Source organism: Streptomyces sp. NPDC001157 (assembly GCF_053598255.1).
The window spans coordinates 140023-154700 of sequence record NZ_JBSFJW010000011.1; the positions used below are offsets into that span (position 1 = coordinate 140023).

Here is a 14678-nt window from a genome sequence, read left to right on the forward strand (position 1 = left end):
CGCCTTCCCGTGGCCATTCGCATCATGGACACGGTTTTGAGACGGTGTGGCGCCCTGACTTGTCATGATTTCTCGCCCCCCGGCGTTCCCTTTGAAGACGCTTCGTGCGATTCGTTCGGTTCTTGGGGTGGACGGACGCTGGACTGACAATGGACCGGCAACGGGTCGACGACTGAGCGCGCGATTACTGACTCAGTGTCAGCCCGTCAGGAGTTCAGATAGGTGAGGACGGCGAGAACGCGCCGGTGATCCCCGTCACTCTGGGACAGTCCGAGCTTCAGGAAGATGTTGCTGACGTGCTTTTCGACGGCGCCGTCGCTCACGACCAGCTGCCGCGCAATGGCCGAGTTGGTACGCCCCTCGGCCATCAGCCCCAGCACCTCCCGCTCCCGCGGGGTGAGCCCGGCCAGCACGTCCTGCTTACGGCTGCGCCCGAGCAGCTGCGCGACCACTTCCGGGTCCAGCGCGGTACCCCCCTGGGCCACCCGCACCACGGCATCCACGAACTCCCGGACCTCGGCCACCCGGTCCTTGAGCAGATATCCGACGCCATGACTGGAACCGGCCAGCAGTTCGGTGGCGTAGCGCTCCTCCACGTACTGCGACAGCACGAGCACACCGAGCCCCGGATGGGCCTTCCGCAGCTGCACCGCCGCCCGCACCCCTTCGTCGGTGTGCGTCGGCGGCATCCGCACGTCCGCCACCACGACATCGGGCAGCTCGCCCTGCGCGTCCAGCTCGGTGATGGTCTTGATCAGCGCGTCCCCGTCACCCACCCCGGCGACCACATCATGTCCACGGTCGGTCAACAGCCGGGTCAGCCCCTCCCTGAGCAGCACTGAATCCTCGGCGATGACCACCCGCACCCTGTCCTCCACGATCCCCGGCCCCCCAGCCCGACTGCCTCTGCCAGTAGTCCAGCATTCCAGCATTCGGACCCGACCGCCCGTGACCAACGTGAATCAGTGCGAATACGTGCACGGTACGACGGCTTCCGGCCAGGCATTTTCAGCCCGTCGGGCGTTCACGTCTGGCAGGGAGGGCACTCTCAGCCGGTCCGGCGTTCACGTCTCGGCGGGGCAGGCGCTTTCAGCCCGTCCGGCGTTTGAGGACGAGGCCGTTCAGGCCGATCGGGGGTCCAGGGGGCGGAGCCCCCTGGCGGGGCCGCAGGGGCAGCGCCCCCGGGACGGGAAGGGTAGGGCCGGCGGGGGCGAAAGAGGGCCGGCGCTCACCCCAGCGCCCGCTCCCCCCGCCACGGCAACTCCGCAGTCACCCGAGTAGGCCCCCCCACCGGCGAATCCACCACCAGAATCCCGTCCACCGCATCCAACCGCTCCGCAAGCCCCTTCAGCCCAGACCCCCCGGAGGCCTCCGCCCCACCCGCCCCGTTGTCCACAACCTGCACCATCAGCCGGTTCTCCACCCGCCACACATCCACCGCAGCCCACGTCGCCCGCGCATGCTTGCTGATGTTCTGCAGCAACTCCGACACCGTGAAGTACGCGATCCCCTCGATCGCCGGCGCCGGCCGCTCCACCAGATCCACCTCCACCTGCACCGGCACGGTGCACCGCGAGGCCACAGCGGACAGCGCCGCATCCAGCCCCCGGTCCGTCAGCACGGCCGGATGAATCCCGCGCGCCAGATCCCGCAGCTCCTGCAGCGCCGTCTTCACCTCACCGTGCGCCTCGTCGACCATCTGCGCCGCCGCCCGCGGATCCTCCGCCAGCTTCTCCTTCGCCAGCCCCAGATCCATGGCCAAGGCCACCAGCCGGGCCTGCGCCCCGTCGTGCAGATCCCGCTCGATCCGCCGCAGATCGGCAGCCGCCGTGTCCACCACGACACCCCTGTCCGACTCCAGCTCCACCACCCGCGTCGCCAGCCGGGACGGCCCGAGCAGCCCGTGCACCAGCACCCGGTCCACCATGGTCAGCGCCCGCACGATCCACGGCGTGGCCAGCGTGAACAGCAGCCCCACCAGCGCGGTGACGGTGATCTCGAAGGGGTTGTCGAGGTAGATGCTGTGGCTGCCGTCGCCGTACAGCTGAAGCCCGCCCTGACCGCCGTACATCGGAAAGAGCCAGAACCACAGCGGATACGTCAGCAGCCCCCAGCCGTACGCCCAGAAGTTGACGGCGACCACGAACGAGAACACCGACCACGGGAACTGCACCAGCGCATACAGCAGCGCCCGCCACGAGGTGCCGCTCTTCAGCACGGCCCCCATCCAGGCCATCACCCCGGGCTTGCGCATCCGCAGCGGCTCCGGTTCGGCCACCTCAAGGCCCAGCAGCCCCCGCGCCCGCGCCCGCTCCAGCGCTCCGAACCCGCGGCAGCCGGCCAGCCCCGCCGCCAGCACCGGAATCCCGAGGAACGTCACCAGAAGTCCCGCCCCGAGCGACACCATCGTGACGGCGTAGACGAAGAGCATGATGCCGATCGGCAGGCTCAGCAGCACATACCCGAACTCGCGCCAGCTGCGCCCCTCGAACGGAGCCCGCAGCCCAGCGGGCAGCCGGCGCCGCGTCCCCTCGGTGAAGGCGAGCCCGCTGTCGTGCCCGTAGCCCTGTCCGTACTCCGTGGCCATCGGCGTCGTCCGTTCTACTCGTCCCGTTCGCCCTGTCCGGCTGCGGCTGTCCTGCCGTACCCCCACACTGCTGCGCCGCAGGTCCGCGGACCATGGAGGCCGTCGGCGTCTTGGAAGTGGGGTTTTCCCTACCCCTGGCCGGGAGCGCGGTCGCGCCACGGCAGCTCCGCCGTGATCACAGTCGGGCCGCCCTGCGGCGAGTCGATGACGAACAGGCCGTCGACGGCGTCCAGCCGGTCGGCGAGGCCCTGCATCCCCGAGCCTCCGTCCAGGCGCGCACCTCCGCGGCCGTCGTCCTCGACCTGGATGAGCAGCCGGTCCGTCGCCCGCCACACCTCGACGGACGCGTTCTTCGCCGCGCTGTGCTTGCTGATGTTCTGCAGCAGCTCGGACACGGTGAAGTAGGCGATGCCCTCGATGGCCGCGGCAGGCCGGGACGCCAGATCGACCGTCACCTTCACGGGCACCGTGCAGCGCGAGGCGACCGCGGACAGCGCGGCATCGAGCCCCCGGTCCGTCAGTACGGCGGGATGGATCCCCCTGGCCAGGTCCCGCAGCTCCTGCAGTGCGAGCTTCACCTCGCCGTGCGCCTCCGCGACCATCTCCGCCGCCGAGTCGGGGTCCTCCAGGAGCTTCTCCTTGGCCAGGCCCAGCCCCATCGCCAGACTGACCAGGCGGGCCTGCGCCCCGTCGTGCAGATCGCGCTCGATCCGCCGCAGATCGGCGTTGGCCGTGTCGACCACGACCCCCCGGTCCGACTCCAACTCCGCGATACGCCGCTCCAACTCGTCGGAGGGCGACAGCAGCCCGCGCACCATCGCCCGGTCGGCGTTGGCCAGACCCCGCGCGATGAACGGCAGCACCGGCCACAGCACGAACAACGAGGTCAGCGTGATGACGAAGGTCAGGATCCCCCAGGGCAGCCGGATGAAGTCGTACAGCACCGTGCGCCAGCCCACCGGGTCCTTCACCCTCATCCACAGCCGCGGGACGAAGCCCGTGCCGCGTCCGGGCAGCGGGCTCGGCTCGTCCACCCGCACCCCGAGCAGCTTCCGCGCCCGCGCCCGCTCCATCCTGCCCAGCAGCCGCGCGCCCGTCAGACCGGCGGCCAGCAGCGGGAACCCGACCACCGTCACGGTCAGCCAGAAGCCGGTGAACAGCACCGTCACGACGTAGATGAACCCGATCAGCGACACCGGAAGGTTCGCCAGCAGATGCGCGATCTCCTTCCAGGTGTGCCGGTCGTAGGCGAAACGGGCAGGCGGCAGTCGGTCGCCGTCACCTTCCGGGGCCCCCATCGGGCGCGAGTGTCGTTCGGTCATATGGGCTAGCGTGCCGCGCGCCGCGCGCCCGCGCCATGAGGTCGGCCGCCCCCGTCCCCTGGGGAAAACCCCACCCCTGCGGCTCCCCGGCGGCTTCCCTTAGGTCTTCCCCGCATCTCAAGGACGTCTCAAAGGACGTTCCAAGCGGTGACGGGCTGCTTACCGTCTCTTTATCAGGGCCTAGACTCCCGTGCGTACAGATCGTCGAACAGCAGCGTTCATCAAAGTCGCAGGGAGCGAGGGGTACGGACGTGCGGGAACCGACCGTCGCCGATCCGGCCGTCGTCGCGGCGGGCTACTTCCAGTCCTACTCGGTCGTCGGACTGCTCGCCGTCGTCGGCGTGCTCTTCGTCGCGGTCGCCTTCGGGGCCGGCCGACTGCTACGGCCCGTGGTCCCCACCCCCGAGAAGCTCCTGACGTACGAGTGCGGAGTCGACCCCGTCGGCGAGGGCTGGGCCCACACCCAGGTCCGCTACTACGTCTACGCCTTCCTGTACGTCATCTTCGCCGTCGACTCGATCTTCCTGTTCCCCTGGGCGACGGTGTTTGCCGCCCACGGGTACGGCGTGACCACACTGGTGGAGATGTTCATCTTCCTCGGCTTCCTGGCCGTGGGCCTGCTGTACGCATACAAGAAGGGCGTCCTGGCATGGACGTGACGACGCCGGACACCAACGGTCAGCCCGTACTCCTCCCGGAGCCGAAACGGCTGGGCGCCCTCGCCCGCCTGGCCCCCGAGCCGATGAAGGTGGTCCTCAACTGGGGCCGCCGGTACTCGCTCTGGGTCTTCAACTTCGGCCTCGCCTGCTGCGCGATCGAGTTCATCGCCGCGTCGATGGCCCGCCACGACTTCATCCGCCTCGGCGTCATCCCCTTCGCACCGGGCCCCCGCCAGGCCGACCTGATGGTCGTGTCCGGCACGGTCACGGACAAGATGGCCCCGGCCGTGAAGCGCCTGTACGAACAGATGCCGGAACCCAAGTACGTCATCTCCTTCGGCGCCTGCAGCAACTGCGGCGGCCCCTACTGGGACTCCTACTCCGTCACCAAGGGCGTCGACCAGATCATCCCGGTCGACGTCTACGTCCCCGGCTGCCCGCCCCGCCCCGAGGCCCTCCTCCAGGGGATCCTGAAGCTCCAGGAGAAGATCGCCCGCGAGTCGCTGGGGGAGCGGTACGGCACGGGACCGGCACGCCCGTCGGCGGCGGCCCTGCAGAGCGGCCTGGTGAAGCCACCGGCTGCCGGATCCCCGTCGGCTCCCGACGCTCCTTCGGGGGAGGACCGATGAGCACGGTCGGCTGGCTCCCCGCCCCCGCCGACGAGCTGTTCGGCACGGAGGCCACCGCCGAGGAGTCCTACGAGCTCCTGACGGTCGACGTCCCGCCGACCACCTGGCTGGAAGCGCTGGAAGTGGCCCGCGACCGGCTGTCGTGCACCTACTTCGACTGGCTGAGCGCGGTCGACGAACCGGGCACGGGTTTCCGCGTCTCGGCCCACGTCGTCTCCCTGTCTCCCGTGCGCCGCCTGCTGCTGCGCACCACGGTCCCGCACGAGGCGCCGAGGCTGGCCTCCGCCGTCGACATCTACGCGGGCGCGGCCTGGCACGAACGCGAGACCCATGAAATGTTCGGCGTCGTCTTCGAGGGCCACCCCGCCCTGGACCACCTCCTCCTCCCGGAAACCTTCGAAGGCCACCCCCTCCGCAAGGACTTCGTGCTGGCCGCCCGCGTGGCCAAGGCCTGGCCGGGCGCCAAGGAACCCGGAGAGTCCGACCACGGCGGCCCCAAGCGCCGCCAGATGCTCCCCCCGGGCGTCCCCGACCCGAACGAATGGGGCCCCCTGAAGGGCCAACTCCCTCCGGCCCCGGCCCGCCCCACCCGAGCCGCAGGCCGCCCCTCGCCCGACCGCCCGGCTCGCGCATCAGGCGACCGCCCGGTGCGCCGCGCCCGCTCGGCGGCGGAGGGCTCGGCGAGCCAGGCGACGCCCCCACCCTCTGCCGACGCCCCGGCTGCTCCGCGGCGTGCGCGCTCGGCGTCGGAGGGGTCGGCGAGTCAGGCGGAGAGTTCGGCTGAGGGTGCTGCGGGGTCTCCGGCTGCATCACGGCGTACGGGTTCGCCGGCGGAGGGGTCGGTGAGCCAGGCGGAGGGTGCGAGCAGTCGGGCAGCGGACGCAGGGCTTGCCGATGCCCCGGCTGCTCCGCGGCGTGCGCGTTCGGCGTCGGAGGGGTCGGCGAGCCAGGCGGCGTCGGCTTCGGCTGAGGGTGCCCCGGCCGACCGGCAGCCTGGTGCCTCCGGTGCGACAACGCCGCGACGCACACGCAGCGCGAGCGAAGGCTCGGCCTCGCAGCCCACCCGAACCCCGTCGCCGGCGACCCCAACCACCCGGCCCGCACCCGGCCCCCGCAGCGCAGACGCCCCGTGGCACCACGCCCGCCCGGCTTTCGACGAGCCGGAGAGCCAGCCGAGGCCGGAGGACGAGCCGAAGCCGGAGGACAAGTCGGCGTCGGAGAGCGAACCGAGGCCGGAGAGCGAACCGGGCTTGGAGAACGGTCTGGCCCCGGAGAGCGGGCCAGGCTCGGAGACTGGACCGAGGCCTGGGACGAAGTCGAGCCCGGAAATGAAGCCGAGCGCGGACACGAAGCCGAGCACGGACACGATGTCGTCCTCGGAGGGCGAGCCGAGCCCGGTACCGGAGCGGCAGCCGACGATCGAGCCGAGCCCGGATGCTGAGCCCGTTGCTGAACCGCCGGTCCGAGCTGAACCCTCCCCGAAACCGTCCGCCGGTGCCGACGCCGACTCCGAAGCGGGTTCAGGCTCCGCCGAAGCAACCCCGGGTGACAGCCCCACAAGGCCGACCTCCTCCAAGGAGGCCCCCGCCGAGAAGTCACCCCACTCCACCCCCGAAGATCCATCCGCGGAAGATCCGGCCGCGAACCCCGAAGACCGTGCAGGAGGCCCGCAGTGACCGACGCTCTGGACGTCACCCTGCGACTCCTGATCGTGTTCGTCGTCTTCCTCACCTTCCCCCTGATCGTCGGCCAGACCGAGCACAAGGTCATGGCCCACATGCAGGGCCGCCTCGGTCCGATGTACGCCGGCGGCTTCCACGGCTGGGCCCAACTCGTCGCCGACGGCGTGAAGTTCGCGCAGAAGGAAGACGTCGTCCCGGCGGGCGCGGACCGCCGCATCTTCCAGCTCGCCCCCGCCGTGGCCCTCCTCCCGTACCTCCTGGTGCTCCTCACGATCCCCATCGGCCCCGGCGAGGGTGCGGTCGGTCAGGTCCTGGACGCAGGCATCTTCTTCGTCCTGGCGGTGATGGGCGTAGGCGTCCTCGGCTCCCTCATGGCCGGCTGGGCCTCCGCCAACAAGTTCTCCCTCCTCGGCGGCCTCCGTACCGCCGCGCAGCTCCTCGCCTACGAACTCCCGATGCTCCTCGCCGCCGCCTCCGTCGCGATGGCGGCCGGCACGGTCTCCCTCCCCGGCATCCTGGACGCCTTCCACTGGTGGTGGCTGCCCTGGCAGATCGTCGGCGCGATCGTCTTCTTCGTTGCCGGTCTCGCAGAACTCCAGCGCCCGCCCTTCGACATGCCCGTCGCCGACTCGGAGATCATCTTCGGCGCGTACACCGAGTACACCGGCCTGCGTTTCGCCTTGTTCCTCCTCGCCGAGTACGCCGGAATCATCGTCCTGTGCGGCCTCACCACCGTCCTCTTCCTGGGCGGCTGGCACGGCCCGTGGGGCGCCGACGGCCTCGGCTGGGTCTGGACCCTGCTCAAGACGGCCGTCCTCGCCTTCCTTGTGATCTGGCTCCGCGTCACCTATCCCCGCCTGCGCGAGGACCAGCTCCAGAGACTCTCCTGGACCCTCCTCGTTCCTCTCTCCCTCGCTCAGATCGCCCTCACGGGCATCGTCAAGGTGGTGATCTCCTGATGGCTGAGCCGCTCCCGCCCACCCGGTCCCGCATCCCCGGCTCCGGCCTGGCCAAGGGCCTGGCGGTCACCCTCCGCACGATGACGCGGAAGACCGTCACCGAGCAGTACCCCGACGTCCAGCCCGACCTGCCGCCCCGCACCCGCGGCGTCATCGGCTTGTTCGAGGAGAACTGCACGGTCTGCATGCTCTGCGCCCGGGAGTGCCCGGACTGGTGCATCTACATCGACTCCCACAAGGAGACGGTTCCGGCGGCCACCCCCGGCGGCCGCGAACGCAGCCGCAACGTCCTCGATCGCTTCGCCATCGACTTCTCCCTGTGCATGTACTGCGGTATCTGCATCGAGGTCTGTCCTTTCGACGCCTTGTTCTGGTCCCCGGAGTTCGAATACGCCGAGACCGACATCCACGAACTCACCCACGAACGCGACAAGCTCCGCGAGTGGATGTGGACAGTCCCGGCCCCGCCGGCCCTCGACCCCGGCGCGGAGGAGCCGAAGGAGATCGCAGCGGCCCGCAAGACCGCGGAGAAGCTTGCGGCCGCACAGGCTGAGCCCACCGAACCTGCCGAGCCTGTCCTGCCGACCGAACCCGAGGGAGGTGCGTCGTGACCGCCATCGCAGCCACCGCGACGGTGGTGCATGCCATGGCCGCTCACGCGACGGCAGCCCACGCCACCGCGCCCACGGCCGCCGCCGGCACCCACGGCTTTCTCTCCCCGACCGGCGTCGAGATCGCCTTCCTCCTCGTCGGCCTGGCCACTTTCGGCGCAGCCCTGGTCACCGTCACCACTCGGCAACTGGTGCATGCCGCCCTTTGGCTGGTCGTCACCCTGGGTGGCCTTGCCGTCGAATACCTCCTGCTCACCGCCGAGTTCATCGCCTGGGTACAGGTCCTCATCTATGTGGGTTCCGTCGTCGTCCTCCTCCTGTTCGGTCTGATGCTCACCAAGGCCCCGATCGGCCGCTCCCCGGATGCCGACTCCGGCAACCGGTGGGCCGCGCTCACCGTGGCCGTCGCCGCGGCCGCCGCCCTGGTCTGGGTCGTCGTCGACGCCTTTCGCACGACCTGGATCGACCTGGACGGCCCAGCCGCCGGCTCCACGGCTGTCACCGGAGCGAGCCTCTTCCAGAACTGGGTCCTCCCCTTCGAGGCTCTCTCCGTCCTCCTCCTCGCCGCCCTGGTCGGCGCCATCGTCCTGTCCCGCAAGGCAAAGGCGGAGATGAGCTCTCCCCCTGTGAACTCCCGGGCCGCAACCGGTAGTTCCCCATCTGTCCCTGATTCCCGTAATCACCCGATCGAGGGAAACAGCCCGGCCGAGCAGGAAGGCGTCCGCTGATGCACCTCGCCTATCCCGCCGTCCTCTCCGCCCTCCTCTTCTGCACCGGCCTGTACGGCGTCCTCGCCCGCCGCAACGCGATCCTGGTCCTGATGTCCGTCGAGCTGATGCTCAACGCCGTCAACCTCAACCTCGTCGCCTTCGACGTCTGGCTGAGCAAGGCCGCCCAGGAAACGTTGCATTCCGGCCAGGCCCTGACCCTGTTCACCATCGCCATCGCCGCCGCCGAGATCGGTATCGGCCTGGCGATCGTCCTCGCCGTGTACCGCAACCGCGGCACCTCGGACATCGACAAGCTTCGCGACAGCGCCGAGGGCCACGAGAGCGACGGCAACGCCCTCACGGCGGAAGAGACCGGGAAGGCCGAGGCCGCCGCGTGACCACGACCACCCTCGCCGTCCTCGTCCCCCTCCTGCCGTTCCTGGGCGCCGCCTCCGGCCTGCTCCTGGGGCGCACGGCCCCCGGCTTCGTCCGCCCGCTCGCTGTTCTGCCGACCCTTGCCTCCCTCGTGCTGGCCGTGCTGGTCGCCGTGCGCCAGGGCGGTGACCAGGCGATCGACGCCGCCACCGAGCTCACGCCCACCGGCTCGGTCCCCATCGAACTCGCCCTGCACGTCGACGGCTTCGCCGCGCTCGTCGCCGTTCTGGTCGGCGTCGTAGCCACTTGCGTGCAGATCTACTCGACGGGCTACCTGCGCGACGACCCGCGCTACCCCTCGTACGCCGCCCTGGTGTCCCTCTTCACCTCCGCGATGCTGCTCGTCGTCTACTCCGGCGACCTGATCGTGCTGCTGGTCGGCTGGGAGATCATGGGTATCTGCTCGTACTTCCTGGTCGGCCACTACTGGGAGACCCCGGAGGCCCGCGCCGCCTCCATCAAGGCCTTCCTGGTGACCAAGCTCGGTGACGTCCCCTTCCTCATCGGCCTGTTCGCCCTCGCCACGGACGCCGGCTCCTTCCGCATCACCAAGGTCCTCGATGCGGTCGCGAGCGGCGGACTCGACCACCCGACACTGATCGCCCTGCTGCTCCTGGCAGGCGTGGCGGGCAAGTCGGCGCAGTTCCCGCTGCACACCTGGCTCCCCGACGCGATGGCGGGCCCCACGCCCGTGTCCGCGCTGATCCACGCCGCGACGATGGTGGCCGCCGGTGTCTACTTCATCGCCCGCCTCCTCCCTGTCTTCGAGGCCTCCCGGGCCGCGATGGTCGTCCTCGCCGTCATGGCCGCCGTCACGATGGTCGGCTCGGGTCTTGCCGCGCTCGCCCAGGACGACATCAAGCGCGTCCTCGCCTACTCGACGATCGGCCAGCTCGGCTACATGACCGGCGCCCTCGCTGTCGGCGACCGCTCAGCCGCCGTCTTCCACCTCCTGTCCCACGGCGCCTTCAAGGCGCTGCTGTTCCTCGCGGCCGGCGTGATCATCCATGCCGCCGGCACCAACTCGCTGGCCGCCATGTCCCGCATGCGAGGCCTCCGTGAACGCATCCCCGACGCCTACTGGACGATGACCGTGGCGCTTCTCGCGCTCGCCGCGATCCCGCCCTTCAGCGGCTTCTTCTCCAAGGAGTCCGTCCTCGGCGCCGCCGAGCACGTGGTCTCCGGCCACACGGGGCACGCCCCCGTCGCCGCAGGCTGGATCACGCTCCTCGCGGGCCTGTTCACCGCCGTACTCACCGCGGCGTACGCGATGCGCCTGTGGCTGCTGGCCTTCCACGGCCGGGGTGCAGAGGCCCCCGACCACGGCCGCCAGCCGCTGACCATGACCGTGGTGCTGTGGGTGCTCGCCGTACCCTCCCTCGCGCTCGGGGGGCTCGCCTACCGCTCGCTGCCCGAATGGTTCGACGGCCGCGACCTCACCCCGACGCTCACCACCTCCGTGCTCGGCACGGGTGTGGCCCTGGTCGGCGGCATCGTCACCTATGCGGCCTGGCGGCACACCACCACCCTTGCGTCCCGTGTCCCGCTCGGCGCGGTCGCGGCCCACCCCGAGGGCGACGCCGGACTCGTCGAGGCCGAGGCCATCGCCAGCCACGCGCCCGCCTACGGGGGAGTGGCCTACGCGCCCGACCCGGCGGACCCGGGACGGCTGCTGCTCGGCCCACTGCACCGGCACGCAGCCGTCGGCTTCCACCTCGACGCCGTGTACGCGGCCCTCTTCGTCCGACCGGTCCAAGGCGGAGCGAGTCTCGTCCGCTTCCTGGACCGCGAGGTCGTCGAGACCTACGTACGCGGTGCAGGCGCCCTACCGCGTCTGCTCGGTGCCGCCGTACGGCGCGCCCAGACCGGCAATGTGCAGACCTACGTGAGCGCGCTGCTCGCCGGCACCGTCGTCCTGGCGGTCGCCGTCCTCCTCGTCGCCACGGGAGCGTGAGCAGGCGTGATCGATATCAACGAGTCCGTGATGCAGTTCCTTCTGGCATTCGTCGTCGTCGGCCCGCTCCTCGGGGCGGTCGCCGCTCTTCTGCCCGCCCCGCCCGGACTGAAGGGGAAGTCACCCGAGCAGGCCGTGCTCCGCCACGGCGTGACCGTGACCGGCGCGGTCCTCATCGCCGCGATCGCCCTCGCGCTCGGCTTCGACCACGACCACCCGTCGAAGATGCAGGCCACGACCGACATCAGCTGGATTCCCGCGCTCGATGTGCGGATCCACCTCGGCATCGACGGCATCTCCCTCCCCCTTCTGGTCCTGACCGCGCTGCTGACCTTCCTCTGCGCGCTCTACTCGTACTTCAAGATGCCTTCGGGTCCGACCCCGAAGGCCTTCGTAGCGCTGCTGCTGGTCCTCGAGTCCGGCACCCTTGCGAGCTTCGCCGTCCTCGATCTGCTGCTGTTCTTCCTCGCCTTCGAGATGGTCCTCATCCCGATGTACTTCCTCATCGCCCGCTGGGGCGGCGAGGGCAGGACCCAGGCCGCCTGGCGGTTCATCCTCTACACACTGCTCGGTTCGGTCGTCATGCTGCTCGGCCTGCTCCTGATCGGGATCAAGGCCGGCACATTCGACATGGTGGCACTCGCCACTGACAACGGCCGGTCGCTGACCACATCCGTGCAGGTCATCGCAGTTCTGGCGATCGGGATCGGGCTTGCGGTCAAGACGCCGATGTGGCCGCTGCACAGCTGGCTGCCCGACGCCCACACCGCCGCACCGACCGTCGGTTCGGTCCTGCTGGCCGGGGTCCTGCTGAAGATGGGTACGTACGGGTTCGTCCGGATCCTCCTCCCGATCGCGCCGGACGGATTCCACACCTTCGCGCCCTACCTCGCCGCCTTCGCCGTCGTCGGGATCATCTACGGATCCCTGGCCTGCCTGGCCCTCGCCAAGCAGGGTGCGAAGGGCGATCTCAAGCGCCTCATCGCCTACTCCTCCGTCGGTCACATGGGCTTCGTCCTGCTCGGCATCTCGACCATGACCCCGACCGGCGTGAACGGCGCCCTGTTCGCCAACGTCGCCCACGGCCTCATCACCGGCCTGCTGTTCTTCCTGGTCGGTGCGTTGAAGGACCGCACGGGTACGACCGACCTCGACACCCTCGCCGAGGACACCGGCGCCGCGCTCTACGGCAAGGCCCCCCGCCTCGGCGGCCTGCTCGCCTTCGGCGCGGTCGCCTCGCTCGGACTGCCGGGTCTGGCCGGATTCTGGGGCGAGATGCTGGCGCTGTTCGGCGCGTTCAAGCCCGCCCACGACCTCAGCCGCCCGGCCTTCCTCACCTTCATGGCGATCGCGGCCTTCGGTACCCTCCTCACCGCCGCGTACATGCTGGTCGTGGTCCGCCGCGTCTGCATGGGCGCCGTACCGCAGGAAGCGCCGCAGCTCGCCGACGTCCACACGTACGAGTTCGCGGCCTGGACCCCGCTCGTCGCCCTCACCGTCGCCGCCGGCCTGTGGCCCAAGGCCCTCCTCGGCCTGACCGACCCGGCCGTACAGCAGCTCCTCTCAGGAGGCACCCGATGAGCTCCCTGGCCCAGCCGCTGGCCGCGAGTCTCGTCCAGTCCGTCGACTGGCTCGCCATTGCGCCACCCACCCTCACTGCGGTCGTCGGACTCGTCGTCCTCGTCGCCGACCTGTTCGTCGCCGACGCCAGGAAGGCACTCCTCGGCTGGGTCTCGGTCGCCGGCCTCGCCGCCTCCGCGTTCCTGTTGCTGCCCCTCCTGGACGGCGACCGCAGCACCTTCTGCGTGAACGGCACACACGCGTGCAGCTATACCGCGGACCGCTTCACGCTCGTCATCCAGTTCCTGGTCCTCGGCGGCGCCCTCCTCGCAGCCCTCCTGTCGGTGACAGCCCTGAAGGACGCCGACAGACAACTCCCCGAAGGGGAGTACTGGTTCCTGCTGCTCTCCTCCGCGGCCGGCGCCGCTCTCCTGCCCGCCTCCCGGGACCTCGCGACCCTGATCGTCGCCCTGGAGGTCGCTTCGCTGCCGGCCTTCGCCCTCGTCGGCATCCGGCACGGCGACAAGAAGTCCTCCGAAGCGGCCCTGAAGTTCTTCCTGTCGTCGGTCACCGCGACCGCCGTCAGCCTCATGGGCATCAGCTTCGTGTACGCCACCACCGGCACCCTCTACCTCACCCAGGTCGCCGACCGGATCCAGCACGTCGACGGACAGCTCCACACGCTCGCCCAGACCGGTGTCGTGCTCACCCTCGTCGGCTTCGCCTTCAAGACGGCCGCCGTGCCCTTCCACTTCTGGGTCCCCGACACCTACGTCGGGGCGCCTCTGCCCATCGCCGCCTATTTGTCGGTCGTCGGCAAGGCGGTCGGCTTCTCCGGCCTCATCCTCGTCACGGTGGTCGCGTTCCCCTCGTACGCCGACGTCTGGGGGCCCGCGCTCGCGGCGCTGGCCGCGCTCACCATGACGGTCGGCAACGTCGGTGCCCTGCGCCAGCAAGCCACGCGCGCGTACAGCGCGGTGCGGCTGCTGGCCTGGTCGTCGGTCGGCCAGGCCGGCTACCTCCTCGTACCGATCGCCGCGGCCGCCTACTCCGACAACGCCGAGCACTCGATCGGTTCCACGGTCGCCTACGCCCTCATGTACGCCGCCGTGAACCTCGGAGCCTTCGCGATGGCCGCACTGGTGGGCCGTACCAGGTCCGCGAACCGCATCACGGACTACCGCGGCCTCCACGCGAGCAATCCGGTCGCCGCCCTCCTGCTGGCCTTCTTCCTGCTCTGCCTGGCCGGACTGCCCCCGGGCATCATCGGCCTGTTCGCCAAGGTCACCGTGTTCTCGGCGGCGGTCGACGCGGGACTCGGCTGGCTGGCCGTGGTCATGGCCGTCAACGTCGTCATCGCCCTCTTCTACTACCTCCAATGGACGGCACTGCTGTTCCGCGCCCCCGAGGGCGAGCCCGTCAAGCACCGCCTCCCGGCACCCCTCACGGCGGCGCTCACCCTCACCGGCGTCCTCGGCGTCGTCCTTTCCGGTGCACCCCAGCTGGTCCTGCGCTTCGCCGGCACGACCCTCTTCTGAGCCGACGTTGACCACCCAGGGCCGCAGTCACC

Annotated in this window: 13 protein-coding genes; 10 read left to right on the forward strand and 3 right to left on the reverse strand. The window is 70.3% G+C overall.

Annotation, left to right across the window (positions count from 1 at the left end):
- Positions 1-206: 206 nt before the first annotated feature.
- The 3 genes from ACWDAG_RS21440 to ACWDAG_RS21450 all read right to left on the reverse strand — a co-directional run bounded on the left by ACWDAG_RS21440 (position 207) and on the right by ACWDAG_RS21450 (position 3909).
- Positions 207-866 carry a response regulator transcription factor gene (locus ACWDAG_RS21440; RefSeq protein ID WP_311736815.1) on the reverse strand — a complete coding sequence of 220 codons (660 nt, stop codon included), beginning with the start codon at positions 864-866 and terminating at the stop codon, positions 207-209.
- 362 nt (positions 867-1228) lie between these two features.
- Positions 1229-2587, reverse strand: coding sequence for a sensor histidine kinase (locus ACWDAG_RS21445; RefSeq protein ID WP_450697179.1), 1359 nt, complete (start codon positions 2585-2587; stop codon positions 1229-1231).
- Positions 2588-2715: 128 nt separating this feature from the next.
- Positions 2716-3909 carry a sensor histidine kinase gene (locus ACWDAG_RS21450; RefSeq protein ID WP_450697180.1) on the reverse strand — a complete coding sequence of 398 codons (1194 nt, stop codon included), beginning with the start codon at positions 3907-3909 and terminating at the stop codon, positions 2716-2718.
- A gap of 251 nt (positions 3910-4160) precedes the next feature.
- Between ACWDAG_RS21450 and ACWDAG_RS21455 the strand changes: the two genes are divergently transcribed.
- From ACWDAG_RS21455 to ACWDAG_RS21500, 10 genes are read left to right on the forward strand one after another with little or no spacing between them, the layout of a single operon-like run.
- Positions 4161-4568, forward strand: a complete 408-nt coding sequence (locus tag ACWDAG_RS21455; RefSeq protein WP_450697181.1) for an NADH-quinone oxidoreductase subunit A — start codon at positions 4161-4163, stop codon at positions 4566-4568.
- A complete protein-coding gene (locus tag ACWDAG_RS21460; RefSeq protein ID WP_450697182.1) occupies positions 4559-5197 on the forward strand; it encodes an NADH-quinone oxidoreductase subunit B in 639 nt (212 codons plus the stop codon). The genes ACWDAG_RS21455 and ACWDAG_RS21460 overlap by 10 nt, the downstream gene beginning before the upstream one ends.
- Positions 5194-6873, forward strand: a complete 1680-nt coding sequence (locus ACWDAG_RS21465; protein WP_450697183.1) for an NADH-quinone oxidoreductase subunit C — start codon at positions 5194-5196, stop codon at positions 6871-6873. Before ACWDAG_RS21460 ends, ACWDAG_RS21465 begins: the two co-directional genes overlap by 4 nt.
- Positions 6870-7838 (forward strand): complex I subunit 1/NuoH family protein, encoded by a 969-nt coding sequence (locus tag ACWDAG_RS21470; RefSeq protein ID WP_450697184.1) that lies wholly within the window; start codon positions 6870-6872, stop codon positions 7836-7838. The genes ACWDAG_RS21465 and ACWDAG_RS21470 overlap by 4 nt, the downstream gene beginning before the upstream one ends.
- The gene (locus tag ACWDAG_RS21475; RefSeq protein ID WP_450697185.1) at positions 7838-8449 is read left to right on the forward strand and encodes a NuoI/complex I 23 kDa subunit family protein; all 612 of its coding nucleotides are present in this window, start codon (positions 7838-7840) and stop codon (positions 8447-8449) included. The genes ACWDAG_RS21470 and ACWDAG_RS21475 overlap by 1 nt, the downstream gene beginning before the upstream one ends.
- A gap of 35 nt (positions 8450-8484) precedes the next feature.
- The gene (locus tag ACWDAG_RS21480) at positions 8485-9177 is read left to right on the forward strand and encodes an NADH-quinone oxidoreductase subunit J family protein (RefSeq protein WP_450697257.1); all 693 of its coding nucleotides are present in this window, start codon (positions 8485-8487) and stop codon (positions 9175-9177) included.
- The gene (gene nuoK, locus ACWDAG_RS21485) at positions 9177-9557 is read left to right on the forward strand and encodes an NADH-quinone oxidoreductase subunit NuoK (protein WP_450697186.1); all 381 of its coding nucleotides are present in this window, start codon (positions 9177-9179) and stop codon (positions 9555-9557) included. The genes ACWDAG_RS21480 and nuoK overlap by 1 nt, the downstream gene beginning before the upstream one ends.
- Positions 9554-11548 (forward strand): NADH-quinone oxidoreductase subunit 5 family protein, encoded by a 1995-nt coding sequence (locus ACWDAG_RS21490; RefSeq protein WP_450697187.1) that lies wholly within the window; start codon positions 9554-9556, stop codon positions 11546-11548. Before nuoK ends, ACWDAG_RS21490 begins: the two co-directional genes overlap by 4 nt.
- Before the next feature lie 6 nt (positions 11549-11554).
- On the forward strand, positions 11555-13129 hold the full coding sequence (locus tag ACWDAG_RS21495) for an NADH-quinone oxidoreductase subunit M (protein WP_450697188.1): 1575 nt from the start codon (positions 11555-11557) through the stop codon (positions 13127-13129).
- Positions 13126-14646 carry an NADH-quinone oxidoreductase subunit N gene (locus ACWDAG_RS21500; protein ID WP_450697189.1) on the forward strand — a complete coding sequence of 507 codons (1521 nt, stop codon included), beginning with the start codon at positions 13126-13128 and terminating at the stop codon, positions 14644-14646. The genes ACWDAG_RS21495 and ACWDAG_RS21500 overlap by 4 nt, the downstream gene beginning before the upstream one ends.
- Positions 14647-14678: the final 32 nt, after the last annotated feature.